At 69.6% G+C, this 19,412-nt stretch carries 20 protein-coding genes, 1 tRNA gene and 1 riboswitch; of the genes, 7 read left to right on the top strand and 14 right to left on the bottom strand.

Annotated features, from left to right (window positions below; translation table 11 throughout):
* Nucleotides 1-250: 250 nt before the first annotated feature.
* Nucleotides 251-1,009 (top strand): ribonuclease PH, encoded by a 759-nt coding sequence (gene rph, locus ACIA73_RS33495; RefSeq protein ID WP_399442669.1) that lies wholly within the window; start codon nt 251-253, stop codon nt 1,007-1,009.
* Between the two features lie 137 nt (nt 1,010-1,146).
* Nucleotides 1,147-1,548 (top strand): hypothetical protein, encoded by a 402-nt coding sequence (locus ACIA73_RS33490; protein ID WP_399442668.1) that lies wholly within the window; start codon nt 1,147-1,149, stop codon nt 1,546-1,548.
* A gap of 108 nt (nt 1,549-1,656) precedes the next feature.
* On the opposite strand, the gene ACIA73_RS33485 is transcribed toward ACIA73_RS33490, so the two are convergent.
* The 4 genes from ACIA73_RS33485 to ACIA73_RS33470 form a co-directional block, all read right to left on the bottom strand.
* Entirely contained in the window at nt 1,657-2,298 is a 642-nt protein-coding gene (locus tag ACIA73_RS33485) for a DUF1707 domain-containing protein (protein WP_399442763.1), read from the bottom strand.
* Between the two features lie 86 nt (nt 2,299-2,384).
* Nucleotides 2,385-3,362, bottom strand: coding sequence for an ATP-binding cassette domain-containing protein (locus tag ACIA73_RS33480; RefSeq protein WP_399442667.1), 978 nt, complete (start codon nt 3,360-3,362; stop codon nt 2,385-2,387).
* A gap of 20 nt (nt 3,363-3,382) precedes the next feature.
* A complete protein-coding gene (locus tag ACIA73_RS33475; RefSeq protein WP_399442761.1) occupies nt 3,383-4,228 on the bottom strand; it encodes an ABC transporter permease in 846 nt (281 codons plus the stop codon).
* A gap of 22 nt (nt 4,229-4,250) precedes the next feature.
* Nucleotides 4,251-5,057, bottom strand: a complete 807-nt coding sequence (locus ACIA73_RS33470; protein ID WP_399442666.1) for an ABC transporter permease — start codon at nt 5,055-5,057, stop codon at nt 4,251-4,253.
* A 254-nt stretch (nt 5,058-5,311) separates the two neighbouring features.
* Here ACIA73_RS33470 and ACIA73_RS33465 point away from each other — a divergent pair, with 254 nt between their 5' ends.
* Nucleotides 5,312-7,780, top strand: a complete 2,469-nt coding sequence (locus tag ACIA73_RS33465; RefSeq protein WP_399442665.1) for a transglycosylase domain-containing protein — start codon at nt 5,312-5,314, stop codon at nt 7,778-7,780.
* On the opposite strand, the gene ACIA73_RS33460 is transcribed toward ACIA73_RS33465, so the two are convergent.
* The 3 genes from ACIA73_RS33460 to ACIA73_RS33450 all read right to left on the bottom strand — a co-directional run bounded on the left by ACIA73_RS33460 (nt 7,777) and on the right by ACIA73_RS33450 (nt 8,999).
* Entirely contained in the window at nt 7,777-8,097 is a 321-nt protein-coding gene (locus tag ACIA73_RS33460) for a multidrug efflux SMR transporter (RefSeq protein ID WP_362411757.1), read from the bottom strand. The two genes, ACIA73_RS33465 and ACIA73_RS33460, sit on opposite strands and share 4 nt — an antisense overlap.
* A gap of 44 nt (nt 8,098-8,141) precedes the next feature.
* A riboswitch (guanidine-III (ykkC-III) riboswitch) is annotated at nt 8,142-8,207 on the bottom strand.
* Between the two features lie 55 nt (nt 8,208-8,262).
* Complete coding sequence (locus ACIA73_RS33455) at nt 8,263-8,559, bottom strand: GroES family chaperonin (RefSeq protein WP_399442760.1); 297 nt, start codon at nt 8,557-8,559, stop codon at nt 8,263-8,265.
* A 119-nt stretch (nt 8,560-8,678) separates the two neighbouring features.
* The gene (locus tag ACIA73_RS33450; protein WP_399442664.1) at nt 8,679-8,999 is read right to left on the bottom strand and encodes a DUF3618 domain-containing protein; all 321 of its coding nucleotides are present in this window, start codon (nt 8,997-8,999) and stop codon (nt 8,679-8,681) included.
* Between the two features lie 130 nt (nt 9,000-9,129).
* Between ACIA73_RS33450 and bcp the strand changes: the two genes are divergently transcribed.
* The 3 genes from bcp to ACIA73_RS33435 all read left to right on the top strand — a co-directional run bounded on the left by bcp (nt 9,130) and on the right by ACIA73_RS33435 (nt 11,469).
* Nucleotides 9,130-9,597, top strand: coding sequence for a thioredoxin-dependent thiol peroxidase (bcp, locus tag ACIA73_RS33445; RefSeq protein ID WP_399442663.1), 468 nt, complete (start codon nt 9,130-9,132; stop codon nt 9,595-9,597).
* Nucleotides 9,598-9,839: 242 nt separating this feature from the next.
* Nucleotides 9,840-11,336: a glycine betaine/L-proline transporter ProP gene (proP, locus tag ACIA73_RS33440; RefSeq protein ID WP_399442662.1), complete on the top strand. Its 1,497-nt coding sequence runs from the start codon at nt 9,840-9,842 to the stop codon at nt 11,334-11,336.
* A gap of 49 nt (nt 11,337-11,385) precedes the next feature.
* Nucleotides 11,386-11,469 (top strand) — tRNA-Leu (locus ACIA73_RS33435).
* Nucleotides 11,470-11,534: 65 nt separating this feature from the next.
* On the opposite strand, the gene rdgB is transcribed toward ACIA73_RS33435, so the two are convergent.
* Together rdgB and ACIA73_RS33425 are read right to left on the bottom strand one after the other, a co-directional pair.
* Nucleotides 11,535-12,176, bottom strand: coding sequence for an RdgB/HAM1 family non-canonical purine NTP pyrophosphatase (gene rdgB / locus ACIA73_RS33430; protein ID WP_399442661.1), 642 nt, complete (start codon nt 12,174-12,176; stop codon nt 11,535-11,537).
* Nucleotides 12,177-12,220: 44 nt separating this feature from the next.
* Complete coding sequence (locus ACIA73_RS33425; protein ID WP_399442660.1) at nt 12,221-13,555, bottom strand: SGNH/GDSL hydrolase family protein; 1,335 nt, start codon at nt 13,553-13,555, stop codon at nt 12,221-12,223.
* Between the two features lie 335 nt (nt 13,556-13,890).
* Here ACIA73_RS33425 and ACIA73_RS33420 point away from each other — a divergent pair, with 335 nt between their 5' ends.
* A complete protein-coding gene (locus ACIA73_RS33420; RefSeq protein ID WP_399442659.1) occupies nt 13,891-15,384 on the top strand; it encodes a DUF445 domain-containing protein in 1,494 nt (497 codons plus the stop codon).
* 273 nt (nt 15,385-15,657) lie between these two features.
* On the opposite strand, the gene ACIA73_RS33415 is transcribed toward ACIA73_RS33420, so the two are convergent.
* The 5 genes from ACIA73_RS33415 to ACIA73_RS33395 form a co-directional block, all read right to left on the bottom strand.
* On the bottom strand, nt 15,658-16,506 hold the full coding sequence (locus tag ACIA73_RS33415; protein ID WP_399442658.1) for an excalibur calcium-binding domain-containing protein: 849 nt from the start codon (nt 16,504-16,506) through the stop codon (nt 15,658-15,660).
* Nucleotides 16,507-16,761: 255 nt separating this feature from the next.
* Entirely contained in the window at nt 16,762-17,631 is an 870-nt protein-coding gene (locus ACIA73_RS33410; protein WP_399442657.1) for an excalibur calcium-binding domain-containing protein, read from the bottom strand.
* A gap of 90 nt (nt 17,632-17,721) precedes the next feature.
* The gene (locus tag ACIA73_RS33405) at nt 17,722-17,922 is read right to left on the bottom strand and encodes a DUF397 domain-containing protein (protein ID WP_399442656.1); all 201 of its coding nucleotides are present in this window, start codon (nt 17,920-17,922) and stop codon (nt 17,722-17,724) included.
* 95 nt (nt 17,923-18,017) lie between these two features.
* Entirely contained in the window at nt 18,018-18,230 is a 213-nt protein-coding gene (locus ACIA73_RS33400; protein ID WP_399442655.1) for a DUF397 domain-containing protein, read from the bottom strand.
* On the bottom strand, nt 18,230-19,075 hold the full coding sequence (locus ACIA73_RS33395) for a helix-turn-helix domain-containing protein (protein ID WP_399442654.1): 846 nt from the start codon (nt 19,073-19,075) through the stop codon (nt 18,230-18,232). Before ACIA73_RS33395 ends, ACIA73_RS33400 begins: the two co-directional genes overlap by 1 nt.
* Between the last annotated feature and the right edge of the window lie 337 nt (nt 19,076-19,412).

Here is a 19,412-nt window from a genome sequence, read left to right as displayed (position 1 = left end):
AGGCCCGGCCCCCGTAAAACGGGCCCGGGCCTTCGCCTTGCCCCGAGCACCCGTCGCCCCGGGCGCCGGGCCCGCTACCCCTGCTGTGCCGTCGTCGCCTTGGGCGTCGGGGCCGCCCCCCGGGGGGCGGAACGGGCGGCCCCCGGCGGACGCCGCACCCTCGCTGCCGCCCGCCCCCGCCCCGTACCCCCGGCACCGCCTCACCCCGACATGGCCTCACCCCCCTGGCCGTACCGACTAGGCTCGCCTCATGTCTCGAATCGACGGCCGCACCCCCGACCAGCTCCGTCCCGTCACCATCGAACGCGGATGGAGCAAGCACGCCGAGGGCTCCGTCCTCGTCTCCTTCGGCGACACGAAGGTCTTCTGCACCGCCTCCTTCACCGAAGGCGTCCCCCGCTGGCGCAAGGGCAGCGGCCAGGGCTGGGTCACCGGCGAGTACTCGATGCTCCCGCGCGCCACCAACACCCGCGGCGACCGTGAATCCGTCCGCGGCAAGATCGGCGGCCGCACCCACGAGATCTCGCGCCTGATCGGCCGTTCCCTCCGAGCCGTCATCGACTACAAGGCCCTCGGCGAGAACACCATCGTCCTGGACTGCGACGTGCTCCAGGCCGACGGCGGCACCCGAACCGCCGCCATCACCGGTGCCTACGTCGCCCTCGCCGATGCCATCGCCTGGGGCAAGTCCAAGAAGCTCATCAAGCACAACCGCGAGCCGCTGACCGGCACGGTCTCCGCCGTCTCGGTCGGCATCGTGGACGGCGTCCCGCTCCTCGACCTCTGTTACGAGGAGGACGTCCGCGCCGACACCGACATGAACGTCGTCTGCACCGGCGACGGCCGCTTCGTCGAGGTCCAGGGCACCGCCGAGGCCGAGCCCTTCGACCGCAAGGAGCTCAACGCGCTCCTCGACCTGGCGGCGGGCGGCTGCGCCGACCTCACCGCACTCCAGACCCGCGCCCTCACCGCGGCGAACGTGGAGGGCGAGGCTCCGGTCGCGCCGTAGCAACCACGGACGACTCTCCCGCGTCGTATCGGATACGGGTGCACGGACTTCAACACCGTGCGCCCGTCCATCCATTGACCACGCGGGGGCCGGGTCTCTGCCCCCTTCCGCGCGGGCCGTCCCGGGAGGACCATTCCATGCCGTCCGCTGTACGCCGCCCCCGCCATCGCGCCGTCCTGGCTCTCGCCGCGGCAGCACTCGCCCTCCCGCTGGCCGTCGGCTGCGGGGCCCTGGACAAGGCCATGGACTGCGCCAGTACGGCCTCCACGATCGCGTCCAGCGTGAACAAGCTTCAGCAGGCGATCACCACCGTGGCGGACAATCCGCTGCAGTCGGAGCAGGCGCTCAACGACATCGACCGTGAGCTGAAGGCGCTGGGCGACAAGACGGACAACGCGGATCTGTCCAAGGCGGTGAAGGACCTCACCGCGGGGGTTGCGAGCGTCCGCAAGGCGATCGACTCCGGCGACACCAGCCCGGACCTCACCCCGGTCACGGACGCGGCGTCGGAGATCGGGAAGGTGTGCACACCGGGCTAGTCCTGCCCCGTAGCCCCGTAGCCCCGTAGCCCCGTAGCCCCGTAGCCCCGTAGCCCCGTAGCCCCGTAGCCCCGGGCGGCGGGGCCGCCCCCGTACCTCGGCGGCCCCCTACTCCTCCAACTCCCTGTTGCGCCGCTCCTCCTTCAGCCGCTGCTTCTCCGCCTTGCGCATCTTGCGGTCCACCCCCACCCCGCCCATCAGCGCGAACCCCGTGACCCGCACCCGCGGCGACCCCGGTGTGCCCTGGCCGGTGGCCTTGTCGTCGAAGCCGCCCATGATGCCCAGGCCGGTGACCTCCACCGTGAGGTCCTGCGGGACCTTGACCGCGATCCCGCCCATGATCGTGATGCAGCGGATCGTCACCTCGCGCTCGGCGAACCGCGCCTCACGCAGATCGATCTCCCCGCCGCCCCACATCGCGAACGCGGTGAAGTTCCGCGGCACACTCCACTGCCCCCACCGCTTGAACCCGCCCCAGAAGGCGAACGCCCCCTTCGAGGTGGCCGGCACCCCGATCCGCCCCGCCCAGGACGCCGCCTCCCCGCCCTGCCCGTGCGGAGCGAGCACGGAGGGCGCCGCCCCCGAGGACACCGGCAGATCCCGCACCAGCACCTGAAGCTCGCCCTGGGTGCGGGACGTGTACGCAGCCCCCAGCCGCTCGTCGAACTCCTCCATGTCGAGGCGCCCCTCGGCGACCGCCTCCCGCAGCACCTCGACAATGCGCTCACGGTCCGCGTCGGAGGCGCGCAGATCGGGGACGGCGGCAGGCGCGTATTTTTCGAGGTCCGGCTTGGAGAGGCCGGGGCGACGCTCAGGCACATCACTGGTCATGCAACTCACCCTAGCCGGGCACCCGTTGACCCGTCCTGCCCGGCGTACATCTTCGCGATCACGGCCTCGATGTCCGGCTCCCGCACCGAGAGATCGACCAGCGGATACGCCGCCGCCAGCTCCGCCACCAGCGGCGCCGCCGACACCGAAGCCGGGAACGCCAGCCACTGCCGCGGCCCCTCCACCTTCACCACCCGGGCCAACCGCGTCGTCACGGGCGGGAGTTCACGCTCCAGATCCACCACCAGGGTCCGCTCCGACTCGCCCACCTCGTGCAACGCGGCCGGCGCACCGTCGTAGACCAGACGCCCGTGGTCGATCACCATGACGCGCTTGCAGAGCTGCTCGATGTCCGTCAGGTCGTGGGTGGTGAGCAGCACGGTGGTGCCGCGCTCGGCGTTCAGGTCCCGCAGGAACTCGCGGACCCTGGACTTCGACACCACGTCGAGGCCGATCGTCGGCTCGTCCAGGTACAGGACCTCGGGATCGTGCAGCAGCGCCGCCGCGATGTCCCCGCGCATCCGCTGGCCGAGCGAGAGCTGCCGTACGGGGACGTCCAACAGCTCGCCCAGATCGAGGAGTTCGATGCACCGCGCCATGTTCGCGGCGAACCGGTCGTCGGGGATCCGGTACATCCGGTGCATCAGACGGTACGAGTCCTTGAGGGGGAGGTCCCACCACAGCGTGGTCCGCTGCCCGAAGACCACGCCGATCCGCTGCGCCAGCCGGGTGCGCTCCTTCGCCGGGTCGATGCCCGCCACCCGCAGCCGGCCGCCGCTGGGGGTGAGAATGCCGGTCAGCATCTTGATGGTGGTGGACTTGCCCGCCCCGTTGGGGCCGATGTAGCCGACCATCTCGCCGCGCGGCACGGTGAAACTGATCCCGTCGACGGCCCGCACCTGCCGCTTCTCGCGCCGCAGGAAGCCCGTCTTGCGCCGTACGTCGAAGACCTTCTCGACCCCGTCCAGCTCGATGAAGTCCATGCCCTCAACCATCCGCTTCCTCAGCTTCCCGTACTCCGGTACGACCTCAACCCGACCCGCCACAACAGCCCCGCCACCACCCAGAACCCCACCGCCACCACCGGCGGCAGAAACGCGAACCACTCCGGCACCCCCAGCGGATACGGCAGCCCCAGGACGTACATCGCCGGAAGCCAGTTCACGAAGGCCAGCGGGAGAACGAAGGTCACACCGCGCACCAGGTCCTTGGCGAACACCGTCGGCGGGTACTGGAGCAGCGCGTTCCCCCCGAAGGTGAACGCCGACTGCACCTCCGCCGCGTCCTGCGCCCAGAACTGGAACGCCCCGCCCATCACGAACACCGCCGCGAAGATCGCCCCACCGCTCAGCACCATCAACGGCACCATCAGGACCTTCAACGGCGTCCATTCCAGGTCAAGTTGGACGATCGCGTACGTCAGCACCCCCAGCCCCTGAGTGATCCGCCCCAGCCTGCGCAGCGCGAACCGGTCCGCCGCCACCTGCGCCAGCACCGGCGCCGGCCGCACCAGCAGGGTGTCCAGCGTCCCGTCCCGCACCTTGTCGCCGAGCCTGCCCATCTGCCCCATCGCCAGGTCGGCCAGGCCCAGCGCCGCCCCCGAGAGCCCGTAGAGGAACGCCACCTCGGCCAGCGAGAAACCCCCGAGCGTCTCGACGTGCTGGAACATCAGGAGCACCGCGACGAAGTCCAGCCCGGTCGCCGCGAAGTGGCCCAGGGTCGTCATCACGAAGGACGCCCGGTACGCCATCGTCGAACGCACCCACATCGCCGCGATCAGCCCGTACGCCCGCACCCCGTCCCGGGCGAGCGCGAACCGCGCCGCCGGACCCCGGCGGCGTACTCCCACAAGGCCGGACGGCGCACCCGGATCAGCCACCCTGTACCACCACCCGTCGCGTCGCCACACCCTGCAGCAGCCTTCCCGCCGTCAACACCACGGCCGCCCAGCCCACTTGGAAGGCGTACGCGCTCACCAGATCCCATCCCGTCCGCTTGCCCAGATACACATCGACCGGGACCTGGAGGATCGACGACCACGGCAGCAGCCGCGCCACCTCCCCGAGCAGCCCGGGAAAGAGCGTCAGCGGCAGCAGCATCCCGGAGAAGAACATCGCCGCCAGCCACGCCACCTGTGTCACCCCCGCCCCGTCCATCAGCCAGAACGCACTCAGCGCCACCAGGAACCGCAGCCCGAAACTCACCACCAGACCCAGCCACACCGACGCCAGGAACGCCACCCAGGTCCACGCCGAGGGCGGCATTGCGACGTCGAACGCCAGCGCCCCCGCCACCATCGGCACCACCCCGCGCCCGATCAGCAGAAACGCCCCGCGTCCCAAGTCGCTTGCCAGCCACCACAGTTGCAGGTCGACGGGGCGGTGCAGGTCGGTGGCGATGGCGCCGGAGCGGATGCGCTCCATCAGCTCGCTCTCGAAGCCGCCGCCCATCAACGAGGCGGCGGCCAGCAGGGCTTGGCCCAGCCAGACGTACGCCATCGCCTGCGAGAGGTCATAGCCGCCGAGGTTCGGGCGCTGGTCCCACAACGCCGTGTACGTGTAGGCGATGACGAATCCGAAGATCGTGTTGGTGAAGATCCCGGCCGCCGTGGCCAACCGGTAGGTCGCGTACCGGCGAAAGCCCCCGGCCGCCACAAGTGCGTACAACCGCCAGCGCACCCACACCCCCCGTACCTCTCGCTCGTTGTGCCACGTGGCCCTGTCACATCGGGCCCGGCCCGCACATGGGCACCAAAGCGCACGACCCTAGTCCAACGGGGTCACCCTCCGCGAGCGATTACCCGGCACGTGTGAGCGCGGGTGGGAAGAGCGGCGGGGCACGGTGTTTTATGGGGGTACATGCGAATCGCCCGATACGACACTGTTATGCCGGAGAGTGAACCTCTGGCCGCGTCCGAGGAGTCTTCACAGGCATGAGCGACGAGCCACCGCAGCAACCTGGCTGGACCCCCCGGGACCCCTCCGTCCCCGCCCCGGGCCCGGACTCCGCCTCGAACCCGGACAACCACCAGGCCGGCTCCGAGGCGACCGGCGAAGGCGCCGGGAAGAAGGGCAAGAAGCCCAAGCGGCCCAAGCGCACCGGCTGGCGCAGGCTGATCCCCACCTGGCGGTTCGTGGTCGGCGCCTTCCTGCTGCTCGCACTCCTGCTCAGCGGTGCCTTCGTGGCCGGCTACACCATGGTCAAGATCCCCAAGGCCAATGACACCGCGACCGCCCAGTCGAACGTCTACCTGTACGCCGACGGCTCCTCGCTCGCCCGTGACGGCGAGGTCAACCGCGAGAACGTCAAGCTCTCCCAGGTCCCCAAGCCGGTGCAGCACGCGGTGCTCGCGGCCGAGGACCGCGGCTTCTACAGCGAACCCGCCGTCGACCCCCAGGCGATGATCCGCGCCGCCTGGAACACCGCCACCGGCAAGGGCAAGCAGTCCGGCTCGACCATCACCCAGCAGTACGTGAAGAACTACTACCTGGCGCAGGAACAGACCGTCACCCGCAAGGTGAAGGAGTTCTTCATCGCGATCAAGCTCAACCGGGAAGTCTCCAAGGACGACATCCTGGAGGGCTACCTCAACACCAGCTACTTCGGCCGCAACGCCTACGGCATCCAGGCCGCCGCCCAGGCCTACTACGGCAGGGACATCGAAGACCTCGGCGCCCCCGAAGGCGCCTACCTGGCCTCCCTGTTGAACGCCCCCAACGCCTACGACGTCGCCACCCACCCCGAGAACCGCGGCAAGGCACTCGCCCGCTGGAACTACGTACTCGACGGCATGGTCAAGGAGGGCTGGCTCAAGCAGGCCGACCGCGCGAAGACCACCTTCCCGCAGCCCCAGCAGGCCAAGCCCGCCTCCGGACTGTCCGGCCAGCGCGGCTACATCGTCCAGGCCGTCGAGGACTACCTCACCAGCAACAAGGTCATCGACGAGGAAACCCTCAACACCGGCGGCTACCGCATCACCACCACCCTGGAGAAGCCCCGCCAGGACGCCTTCGTCAAAGCCGTCGACGACAACGTCATGAAGAAGACCTCGAAGGAACGCAAGGCCGACCGCAACGTCCGGGTCGGCGGCGCCTCCATCGACCCGGCGACCGGCAAGATCGTCGCCATGTACGGCGGCATCGACTACACCAAGCAGTACGTCTCCAACGCCACCCGCCGCGACTTCCAGGTCGGCTCCACCTTCAAACCGTTCGTCTTCACCTCCGCCGTCGAGAACTCCTCCACCACCCAGGGCGGCACCCGCATCACCCCCAACACCGTCTACGACGGCACCAACAAGCGGCCCGTCACCGGCAGCGCCATCCCCTTCGCCCCGGAGAACGAGGACGACCGCTCCTACGGCCAGATCTCGGTGCGCACCGCCACCGACAAGTCCGTCAACGCGGTCTACGCACAGATGGCGGTCGACGTCGGCCCGTCCAAGGTCAAGGACACCGCCGTCGCCCTCGGCCTCCCCGCCGAGACCCCCGAACTCACCCCGTACCCCTCCATCGCACTCGGTGTCGCCACCGCCAGCGTCCTGGACATGACCGAGGCGTACGCCACCCTCGCCAACCACGGCAAGCACGGCACGTACACGATGGTCGAGACGATCTCCAAGAACGGCGTCGACCTGCCCCTGCCCAAGCAGGAGGCCAAGCAGGCCGTCTCGCGGACCGCCGCCGACACCACCACCGCCATCCTCAAGAGCGTCGTCGAGGGCGGCACCGGCGCCGCCGCCCAGGCCGCGGGACGGCCCGCGGCCGGCAAGACCGGCACCGCCGAGGAGGACAAGGCCGCCTGGTTCGCGGGCTACACCCCCGACCTGGCGACCGTGGTCGCCGTGATGGGCGCCGACCCGGACACCGCCGTACAGAAACCGCTGTACGGAGCCCTCGGGCAGCCCCGCGTCAACGGTGGCGGCGCACCGGCCGAGACCTGGGCGCAGTACACGCAGGCCGCCCTCAAGGGCAAGGCGGTCAAGGACTTCGAGCTGGAGCTGGAGGAAGGCGCCGAGGCCCCCGTCGAACCGCCGCCCGCGAGGTCGTCCGTAGCCCCGCCGCCCGGCGACACCGCGGGCCAGGACCCGGGCGACGCCGACGGCGGTACGACCACGGACGGCGGCCAGCAGCAGGGCGGCCAGAACGGCACCGGGGGAACCGCCGACACCGGCGGCGGCGCCGACACCGGCGGCGCACTCACCGGCGGAGACACCGGCGGGGGCGACACCGGCGCCACCACGGAGGGCCCCGGCCCCACCGGCGGCACCGACACCGGCGGCGGCGACGACACCGGAGGCACCGACAACCCGGTCGGCGGACTCCTCGGCGGCGGCGACGGCGGCAGCGCGGACGGCGGCGGCGGGGACGACGGGGGCGGGGGCGACCCGGCGGCCCGCTAGTGCCCCGAGGTCGCCTTCAGCCCCACCACGGCGACCAGCAGCAGACACACGAAGAAAATCCGGGCGGCGGTGACCGGCTCGTTCAACGCGACCATGCCGACCACCGCCGCACCGGCCGCACCAATACCGACCCACACCCCGTACGCCGTACCGATCGGCAAGGTCTTCGCGGCCTGCGACAGCAGCAGCATGCTCACCACGATCCCGGCACCGGTGAACACACTCGGCCAGAGCCGGGTGAACCCCTCGGTGAACTTCATACCGATCGACCAGCCGACCTCAAGCAGACCAGCGACGACAAGAAGAACCCATGCCATGACGGCACCTCCGACAAGAGACAAGAACACCTGGACAACTCACGGGTGCGTCGTCTTGTCGTGAAACCCGGTACGGCGCGTCTCGTCGGGGTCCCACCAAGGTAGCAAAAGAACAGCGGAAGGGCCTGGTGACGGCGGTCACCAGGCCCTTCCACCTCGCGCTCTCTACAGGTACAGCCCGGTCGAATCCTCCGACACCCGCTCCGAGGCCACCGCGTGCAGATCCCGCTCCCGCATCAACACGTAAGCGGTACCCCGCACCTCGACCTCGGCACGGTCCTCGGGGTCGTACAGCACCCGGTCACCGGCCACCACGGTCCGCACGTTCTGACCCACCGCGACGACCTCGGCCCAGGCCAGGCGCTTGCCCACCGCGGCCGTCGCCGGAATCAGGATGCCGCCGCCCGAGCGGCGCTCACCCTCCGGGCTGTCGGACCTGACCAGCACGCGGTCGTGCAGCATCCGGATGGGCAGCTTGTCGTCACCGTGCTGGTGGCTGTCACTGGGGTGGTGGGATTTGTCGCTCACGCCACGCAACCTACCTGCCCGGGCCGGCCAAGGCCCCGCGAGGGGGCCGACGATCAGCTCCTACGCCGCCGGGTGGACACCACCAGCAGACCCACGAGCGCCACCGCGACCACCGCCACCGGCACCAAACGCTCGATCCGCGGCGCACCCTCGGCATCCACGAACTGCGCCTTCACGTCCGTGACCTTGCGGTTCACCGCGACAAAGGCCCGCCCCGCGGTCTCGTCCACGGCCGACCGCGCCTTGGCCTTCGCATCCCCGACGATCGTCTTCGGATGCAGCCGTACACCGATCTCGTCCAGCGTCACCGCGAGCTGCTCGCGCCTGCGGACGATGTCCGCCTCGATCTGCGCAGGGGTCCTGGCTTCCGACACTGCGCCGCCTCCGTGGTCCGGTCCGGTAATCCGTCCTGAACAGTCTGTCAGCTCCCGCGCACTCGCACCCATCGGCACCCCCATTACGCTCAAGCTCACCACACGCCCACTACCCGACCTGGGAGCCCTCATGAGCGAGCGCCTCGCCCCCGGCGACACCGCCCCCGCCTTCACCCTGCCCGACGCCGACGGCAACGACGTCTCCCTCGCCTCCCACCACGGCCGCAAGGTCATCGTCTACTTCTACCCGGCCGCCCTCACCCCCGGCTGCACCAAGCAGGCCTGCGACTTCACCGACAACCTCGACGCGCTGACCGCGGCCGGTTACGACGTCATCGGCGTCTCCCCGGACAAGCCCGAGAAGCTCGCCAAGTTCCGCGAGAAGGAAAACCTCAAGGTCACCCTCGTCGGCGACCCCTCCAAGGCCGTCCTGGAGGCCTACGGCGCCTTCGGCGAGAAGAAGCTGTACGGCAAGACGGTCACCGGAGTCATCCGCTCCACGATCGTCGTCGACGAAGAAGGCAAGGTCGAGCACGCCTTCTACAACGTCAAGGCCACCGGCCACGTAGCGAAGATCATCAAGGACCTGAAGATCTGACCCTCCCGGGTGACCGCCGCCGGGCGACCTGGGCCGGGCGACCTGGGCCGGGCGACCTGGGCCGGGCGACCTGGGCCCGGAGACCGGGGCCCGGAGACCGGGGCCCGGGACTCGGCCACCGGGGTCATTTCGGCCCCCAAAACCGTGACGGAAGTCCCAGTTCGCTGGGACTTCCGTTTGCGATCGTCGCAATGGTGCAGAAGTAATCCTTGGATACGTGTCCAAGGAAAGGAACCTGCACCATGGCGCTCAGCGGCCCCGAGAGAGCTGAGGATCCCGAGGCGGTCAAGCGTCACCGGAACCTCTTCCGCACCATCAAACGGCGCAAGAACCCACCCCTGCGCCGGTCGGACATCACCATCACCGACGAGGCAGCGGTCAAGCGGGCGACGAAAGCCGCCTCCCTGGGCAATGCCATGGAGTGGTTCGACTTCGGCATCTACAGCTACCTCGCCGTCACCATCGGCAAGGTCTTCTTCCCGTCCGGGAACGACACCGCCCAGCTCCTCTCCTCCTTCGCGACCTTCGCCGTGGCCTTCCTCGTACGGCCCCTCGGCGGCATGTTCTTCGGCCCGATGGGCGACAAGATCGGCCGCAAGAAGGTCCTCGCCCTCACGATGATCCTGATGTCGATCGGCACCCTCGCCATCGGCCTCATCCCGTCCTGGGACTCCATCGGCGTCTGGGCCCCGATCCTCCTGATCTTCTTCCGGATGGTCCAGGGCTTCTCCACCGGCGGCGAGTACGGCGGCGCGTCCACCTTCATCGCCGAGTACGCCCCCGACAAGCGCCGAGGCTTCTTCGGCAGCTTCCTGGAATTCGGCACGCTCGCCGGATACGTCGGCGCGGCCGGGCTGGTGACCGCCCTCACCGCGATCCTCGGCAACGACGTCATGCGCGAATGGGGCTGGCGCATCCCGTTCCTCGTCGCGGCCCCGCTCGGCCTGATCGGCCTCTACCTCCGGATGAAGCTGGACGAGACCCCGGCCTTCCAGAAGCTGGAAGCGGAGAACGCCCGCGCCTCGGAGGCGGCCGACGCCGTCGAGAAGACCACCAAGGGCGACCTCGGCCGGATCTTCCGCGACTACTGGCCGACCCTGATCCTCTGCATCTGCCTGGTCGGCGCGTACAACATCACCGACTACATGCTGCTCTCCTACATGCCGACGTACCTCTCGGACGAGCTCGGCTACTCGGAGACCCACGGCCTGCTCATCCTGCTCGGGGTCATGGTCTTCCTGATGCTGATCATCAACCAGGTCGGAAAGCTCAGCGACCGCTTCGGCCGCAAGCCGCTGCTCATGGCCGGCATGATCGGCTTCTTCGTCCTCTCCCTCCCGGCCTTCCTCCTGATCGGCCAGGGCAGCATCCCCGCGATCATCATCGGCATGCTGATGCTGGGCCTTTCGCTGGTCTGCCTCCTCGGCACGATGTCGGCAGCCCTCCCGGCCCTCTTCCCGACCCCGGTCAGGTACGGCTCCCTCTCGGTCGGCTACAATCTCTCCGCCTCGATCTTCGGCGGCACCACCCCCCTGGTCATCACCGGCCTCATCGCCTGGACCGGCAACAACCTGATGCCCGCCTACTACTCGATGGCCGCCGCCCTGGTCGGCATCATCGCGGTCGCCTGCATGAAGGAGACCGCCCAGAAGCCCCTCGCCGGCTCCCCTCCCTCGGTCGAAACCAAGGCCGAAGCCGCCGAACTGGTCGAAGCCCAGGCCCGCGAACCGAAGTTCTGACCATCGGCGCGGCCCGGCCGCACTCGCCCCTTACCATGGGGGCGCACCCGCGGCCGTGGTGGAATTGGCAGTCACGCTGGGTTTAGGTCCCAGTGGGGTAAAACCCGTGGGGGTTCGAGTCCCCCCGGCCGCACAGCTACGACAAAGGGCCGCCCGTCTCGCACGGGCGGCCCTTCGTCGTGTGTGCTACCGCCGTTCTCAGCCGAGCAGTTCCCGCAACACCGGCACCAGCGCCCTGAACGCCTTGCCGCGGTGCGAGATGGCGTTCTTCTCCGCAGGCGACAGCTCCGCGCACGTCATTTCGTAGCCGTCCGGCTGGAGGATCGGGTCGTAGCCGAAGCCGTTGGTGCCGGCGGGGGCGTAGCGCAGGGTGCCCGGCATGGTGCCGAAGACGACGCGTTCCGTGCCGTCCGGGAGGGCGAGGGCTGCCGCGCAGGCGAAGTGGGCGGCGCGGTGCTCGGTGCCGATGTCGGCCAGCTGGGCCAGGAGGAGGTCCAGGTTGGCCCTGTCGTCGCCGTGGGTGCCGGACCAGCGGGCGGAGAAGATGCCCGGGGCGCCGTGCAGGACGTCGACCGCGAGGCCGGAGTCGTCGGCGATGGCGGGCAGGCCGGTTGCCTTGGCCATGGCGTGGGCCTTGAGCAGGGCGTTCTCGGCGAAGGTGACGCCGGTTTCCTTGACGTCCGGGATCTCCGGGTAGGCGTCGGTGCCGACGAGCTCGTAGGGGAGGTCGGCGGCGGCGAGGATCGCGCGGAGCTCGGTGATCTTGCCGGCGTTGCGGGTGGCGAGGATGAGGCGGGTGGGGCCGCTGGAGTCGGTGGACCCGTTGGTCTGGGTGGTCATGGGTCCACGCTACGGGGAGTGGGGCGGCTGCCGCCCCGTACCCCTCAGACCCCCGAAGCCCCGACCCCCGCTCCCCGTGCCAGCACCCGCAGGTCCACCCACTGGCCCATCCGCCGGTAGCCCTCGTCGCTCGGGTGGAGGTGGTCTCCTGCGTCGTATGCGGGCAGCATCCGCTCTGGGGCGTGCGGGTCGCGTACGGCCGCGTCGAAGTCCAGGATGCCGTCGAACACGCGCCCGGCCCGGATCTCCGCGTTCACTTCTTGACGGACCATCTCCCTCTCCGGTGTCCAGGACTTGTGACCTCCGAAGGGGAGCAGCGTCCCGCCCAGCACGCGCTGCTGCCGTGCGTGCCCCTGGCGTACGAGCTCACGCAGCCCGGCCACCACACTCTCCGCGTCGGCCCCGGGCTTCCCGCCGATGTCGTTGATCCCCAGGAGCACCACCACGGTCTTCGCGCCGGGCTGCCGTACCGCGTCCGCGTCGAAGCGGGAGAGGCCGCTGGGGCCGCGGTTGTCGTTGAGCAGCCGGTTTCCGCTGATTCCCTGGTTGAGGATGCCGTAGTGCGGGGCGCCGGGCTCGGAGCGCAGGCGGTCGGAGAGGACGTCGGGCCAGCGGCGGTTGGTGTCCTGGGTGGAGCCGAGTCCGTCGGTGATCGAGTCGCCGAAGAGGACGAGGGAGCCGTTGGTGTCGTCGTTGAGGACGTCGACGCCGGTCAGGTAGCGCCACTTGTTGGTACGGGTGAGGTAGGCGGCGCCGGTGGTGTCACCGGTGTGCTCACCGAGTGCGGTGTAGCTGGTCTGGTGGGAGTTGGGGTGGTACGTCACCGGGCCGCTCGGCGTCGGCGAGAACACGGTGATCAGCAGGTCTCCGTCGTACGGGATCTTGATCGAGACCCCGTCGCTGGCCACGGAGCGGCCGACGGGTATGACCACGGAGGTCTTGCCCCGGAAGGTGAGGGCCCGCATGGTGCCCGGTTCGGCCGCCGGTGCGCCTGCGGCGGCGGCGACCGCGAGTGACGCGTGGGATATCTGGAGGGGACTGGTTCCGAAGAGGTTGGAGAGGGTGATGCGGGCGCCGGTGCCGCCGATGCTGGTGTGCACGACGTTGCGTATCGACTTGCCGGGGAGCCCCTGTGCGGTGCCCGGTTCGCCGCTGACGGGCGAGGCGGACCAGGTGCCGGTCCAGCGGGCGGAGGTGGCGGGCCTCATTCCGGTCCCGCCGGGACGCTTTTGCTTGGCCGCGGCGCGGTGGGCGCCGTTGTCCGTGGGGGACTGGCTGTCGCCGCCCGTCAGGCCGGTGAGAGCGAATATCCCGGCGGAAATCAGAACGACCACTGCTGCCAGGGCGGCAAGCAGGGCATAACCATGGCGCCTGGTCATGCGGGGGGTGACTCCTCGTTGTGCAGGGGGCGCCGTGGGGCCGCCCGTTCGAGACTCGAACTGATCACCATCATGAGGCATGTGGTCATGACATGAGGCATGTGGTCATGAGAGGGGACGTTGGGAACTCGAAGTGCGTTCCAGGAGTAGGAAAGGTAGTGACTCAGGTAACGAGCAGGGCAGGAGTCAGGCAGGAGCGTCGCATTCGGGTCTTCCCGGGTGCGGAGTCTCTGTGGTCAGGGGTCTTGTCGTACGTGCGGTTGCGCACGGCACTTGGTCGCCGGCGGCGCACGCCGACCGGAACCGGGCACGGGCGAACGGAGTGGGCGGAGCGGATGGAACGTACGGACGACAGGTCTGACAGGGCGGACGGGACGGCGGCCAATGAGGCGGCCGGGTCGGTGAACGGCGCGGCAGCCAGTGAGGCGCCCGGGTCGGCGAACGGAGTAACGGACGGGACGGCAGCCGGCCCGGCAGCCGGTCGCGAGCCCACCGGTGCGGGTGCTCGCAAAAGCGAATCCCGCCCGGACGGCCTGAGGAAGCCTGCCCCGCCCCCGCCCCGCCCACCCTTCGCGTTCAGCGAGGCCGACGAGGAGAAGCGGCAGGGCGTACGCCGGATGAAGGCGACCGCCACCGGCCTGCTCCTCTTCGTCGCACTTGTGTACGTCCTCGCCAAGTGGGCCGAGCACAGCGGCCTCACGGGCTGGCCGGGTTACGTCGCGGCCGCCGCCGAGGCGGGCATGGTGGGCGCCATGGCGGACTGGTTCGCGGTCACCGCCCTCTTCAAGCACCCGCTCGGCATCCGCATCCCGCACACCGCCATCATCCCCACCAAGAAGGACCAACTCGGCGTCTCCCTGGGCGACTTCGTCGGCGAGAACTTCCTCTCCGAGGACGTTATCAAGGCCCGCCTGGCCCCCCTCCAGATGGGTGGCCGACTCGGCGCCTGGCTCGCCGAACCCGCCCACGCGGACCGCGTCACCGAAGAACTGGCCACCGCCCTGCGCGGCGCCCTCACCGTCCTGCGCGACTCCGACGTACAGGCGGTCGTCGGCGAGGCCATCACCCGCCGCGCGGACGCCGCCGAGATCGCCCCCGGCCTCGGCAAGGCCCTGGACAAGGTGGTCGCGGACGGCGCCCACCACCGCGCCGTCGACCTGATCTGCACCCGCGCCCACGACTGGCTGGTCGAACACGGCGACTCCGTCATGGACGCCGTGCAGGGCGGCGCCCCCGGCTGGACCCCCCGCTTCGTCGACCGCAAGATCGGCGACCGCGTCTACAAGGAGCTGCTCCGCTTCATCACCGAGATGCGGGACATGCCCACCCACCCGGCCCGCGGCGCCATCGACCGTTTCCTGGCCGATTTCGCGGGCGACCTCCAGTCGGACTCCGACACCCGCGCCCGTATCGAGCGCCTCAAGTCTGAGATCCTCAACCGAGGCGAGGTCCAGGACGTCATCGCGTCCGCCTGGTCCGCCGTCCGCGCGATGATCATCGCCGCCGCCGACGACGAACAGTCCGAACTCCGTCTCCGCGTCCGCGCCTCCCTCATCTCCCTCGGCTCCCGCCTCGCCACCGACGGCCGCCTGCAACGCAAGCTCGAAGGCTGGGTCGAGGGCGCCGCCGTCTACGTCATCACCACCTACCGCTCCGAGATCACCTCCCTGATCACCGACACGGTCGCCGGCTGGGACGCCGACCACACCTCCAAGAAGATCGAGGCCCATATCGGCCGCGACCTCCAGTTCATCCGCATCAACGGAACGGTGGTCGGCGCCCTGGTCGGCCTCCTGATCTACACGGTGTCGCGGGCCTTCGGCGCGTGAGGTGGGCGGCGGGGCCCGCCCGCCCCTCCCCATTCCCTCAGCCCGCTTGCCCGCCCGTTCCGCCCCCGGGGGCGGAACGGGCGGGCAAGCGGGCGGCCCCCGACGGAGTCGCACCCCCCCCCCCCCCGCCCCCCCCCCCCCCCGGGCCCCCGCGCGCCCCCCCCCCCCCCCCCCCCCCCCCCCGCCCCCGCCCCGGCCCCGGGGGCCCCCGCCCCCCCCGCACCCCACCCGTCCCGGCCCCCGTCGCACCCGGGCCCCGAGCCCCCGCCCCGACTACTCGCAGCCGACCCCGTCCCCGTCACGGTCCAAGTGCCTCGCATACCCCGGGTCGCCCCGGCGAATGGGCGCGGCACCGGCAGCCCGCACCGCCGTGCAGTTCTTGTAGTAGACGGAGCCCCCACCCCCGGACGTACCCGCTGAAGACCCCCCACTCGCAGACCCACCACTCGCCGACCCACCACTCGCCGACCCACCGGTCGTAGACCCACCACTGGTCCCCCCGGACGTAGACGGCTTGGTCGTCTTCCGAGGCTTCGGCGGCGAAGTCGTCTTGCGCGGCTTGGGCGGCTTGGGCACCACCGGCCGCTCCGTCGCCCTGACCGGCGCGCTGACGGTGATCCGTACAACCGCCGTACCACTCACCCCACTTGCCCCCTTCCCCGCCACCTCGTACGTGAACTCGTCCTCGCCCGTATAACCGGCCGTCGGCGTGTACACCAGATTCGTCCCGCTGACCGTCGCCGTCCCGTGCTGCGGCACGACAGAAACACCCAGCTTGTACGCCCCCGCCCCGACCTCCCGCGTCAGATCCCCGGCCTCCCCAGCCGCCGAAGTCACCTCGTCATTGGCCAGCGCGGCCACAATGATCTGCTTCCCGCCCCGCCCACTCGCCTGGTCATCGGCGAGCTTCAGCCCCGCCCTCGCCGTCACCGAGGGCGACGCCGACACCTTGTCCCCCACGGGCTTGAGCCCACCGGCCTTGCTGTCCCCGACCGCGCCGCCGCCCCCACACCCGGCCAGCACCATCACCATCGCCACGGCCCCACCGACCGCCACGACCGCCCGCTGCCGCCCCGCCACGCTGCTCTTCCGAACCTGCCCTACCTGCCATATGTGCTTCATGTGCCCCCCAAGGCGTCACGAGTGAACCGAGGGGTTGATGATGGCAGTTATGTGAAGATCCGGTAATGGAGTGGTAATTGAATGGCCGAAAAAGGCCGGTTTAAATTACCCCGAACACCTCAGGCCGCAGCTCAAAGCCCAAACCCGAACCCCTGCCCCCACACCGAGAGTTGCTGCAATGGCTCAATCCCACACACTCAATCCCGCACACTCAATCCCGCACGGGCGCACCCGCCCCGCCACCACTCCCCGCCTTCACCAATCGCAACCGGTTCCATCCCCGTCATGATCCAGGTGCCGTCCATAGCCCGGATCCCCCCGACGAATAGGCGCGGCCCCCGCCGCCTTCACGTCCTCGCAACTCTTGTAAAACACCGCACCCCCACCTCCGTTCCCTCCACCGGGTTTCCCCTCCTTCCCGGCACAAGCCACCCCGTCCCCGTCCCGGTCCAGATGCCGCCCGTACCCGGGGTCCCCCCGCCGAACGGGCGCAGCCCCCGCAGCCCGCGCCTCGGCGCAACTCGCATAGAAAGCCGCCGGCTTGGTGGGCCTCCCGCTCTCCCCGGGCTCCGGTTCCTCATCCCCCCAAGCCCCGTCGTCCTCCTCCTCGGGCTCCTCGGGCGGCTCGGTAACCCTCACCGGCTCATTCACCGTCACCCGCACAACTGCCGTATCAATCAAGCCACTTACCCCCCTCCCTGCCACTTGGTACGTGAACTCGTCCTCGCCCACGTACCCGTCCGTCGACACGTACACGAGGTTCGTCCCACTCACCGTCACCGCCCCGTTCCGCGGCTTCCCCGTGACGCTCAGCCGGTACGTCCCCGCCCCGACCTCCCGCGTCACGACCCGGGCCTCCCCACCCGTGACCTTCACCCGGTCATTCGCCAACGAAGCCAGAATGATCTGCCGCCCCGACGGCCCACTCGCCTCGTCATCCCCAAGCTCCAACACCACCTTCACCGGCCCACCCGCCCCCGTCGGCGCGGGCGCCGCCAGCGGCCTCACCCCCTCCTGCCTCCCGCTCCCCGCCGCACTCCCCTCACACCCGGCCAGAACCGCGACCAGCGCCACGGCCCCTCCCGCCACCACCACCGAACCCCGCCGCGCGCTGCTCTTCCGCATGTGCCCCCCTAGGCATCAGAAGTGACCCGAGGGGCTGATGATGACAGTTCCACGTCAACTGGCCCAGACCTCGACGACCCCGCCCACCCCCTACGGCGCGATGTCACCGCACTGAACTGCGCGAACGAATTCCCCCCAGGCGCCGACCGTCACGTCGAAGAAGGGACCGTCGGGGAACTTGGAGTCACGCACGGCGGTGCGGGCGGTGGACGGCGCGAACTCGACGCACTCGCCACCCGTCCCATTGCTGTAGCTGCTCTTGCGCCAGATCGGCGGCACAACGGTGGTCATCGAGAACGCACCTCCAGGGCTTAGCGGGTCAGAACGGCTGGCTTCCTTGGACCCGGCGGCTGGACTGACAGGAGGCGAGGTCGTCCGCCCCCTCCCTACAGTGCTCCCGCTCCGTCCTGGACCGCCAGGATGAAGGCAGTCCAGGCGCCGTGAGTCACGGCGAACGAGGGGCCATCAGGCGTCTTGGAGTCACGCACGGCGGTGTGGGCGGGGAGGGGGGCGACCTCAACGCACTCACTCGTGTTGGCTCCGCTGTACGAGGACTTGGTCCAGGCGGAGGCCGGTATGGACTTGGTACGGCTCTGCATTACATCTCCTCGCGTACGCGCTCGATCAGGGCTGATGAGGCAGCCATATCCAACGCTTGTGCGCGCAAGTACTCAAACGCAAGCCGGTATCGGTCCAGTTCCTCCTCCTTCTCCATGAAGAGGGAGCCGAAGTGAGCATCGATGTACACCACGTCCAAGGTGGGTTCCGCGCCGCCAAGGATGACGAAGCTGCCCATGGCGGCCGAGTGCGCGCCCTTGGAGAACGGCAGGACCTGGAGGGTGATGGAGGGTGACTCGTTGGCCTTGAGGAGGTGGGCGAGCTGCTCCTTCATGACGCCCGCCGAACCGACCACCCTCCGGATCACGGACTCGTCCAGGATGGCCCAAAGGTGCAGCGGCTTCGGACGGTTGAGAACCTGCTGGCGCTTCATGCGGATGTCCACGAGCCGCTCGATATCGTCTGCCGGAAGGCGCATCTCCGATGCGTGCTGCACGGCCACCGTGTAAGCGCGAGTCTGAAGCAGCCCCGGCACATAGAGACAGTTGAAGTGATCTTCGCGTACGGCCTCGTCTTCCAAGGTGAGGAGCAGATCCATGCTGTCAGGGATGGAGTCGGCGAAGGAGTTCCACCAGCCCTGCTGCTTAGCGTGCTTAGCCAGTGCGACAACTGCCGTTTGCTCAGTCGCTGTTGCGCCGTACGCGCGGCAGAGGCCCTCCACCACCAGCCACTTCACCGGTCCGGCCTGGGTTTCGTAGCGGCTCACGGTTGCCTTGGATACGCCGACCTGTTGTCCGGCCTCTTCCAGCGTCATGCCCTTTGCGGCGCGCAGCTTGCGCAGGACTGCTCCGAGCTGGCGGCGGCGGGTGGTTGCCCTCGCGGTCATGACGGCACGTCCTCTTCAGTCTCGGAGCCGACGGCCAGTCGGCAGCAACAAGGTTAGGCAGAGCGCGAGTTGACCGCGTAGGCGATTCACTCGGACGATTCTCGTGAGAAGTTACATAGTGCGACTTCTCAGTGCCATACTCATCACTGTGCCGCTACACAGCGCAGCCGTACGGACACGGTGAGCGCGGCATTGCTGCGGCACGGGAGGAGAGGTCTGGCCATGACCGGCTATGAAGACACTGAGTGTTTTCAGAGTGGCCACTGATCGGGTGATGGGCCGGTGTGAGCAACGGACAGGGCTCCCGTGCCGTTGAGGGAGGTGTTCGACGTCTCAT

It is taken from the genome of Streptomyces sp. NPDC051561 (genome assembly GCF_044454195.1).
GTDB lineage: Bacteria > Actinomycetota > Actinomycetes > Streptomycetales > Streptomycetaceae > Streptomyces.
The sequence above is the reverse complement of the archived record's forward strand: the minus strand, read 5'-3'. Positions and strand labels throughout refer to the sequence as shown.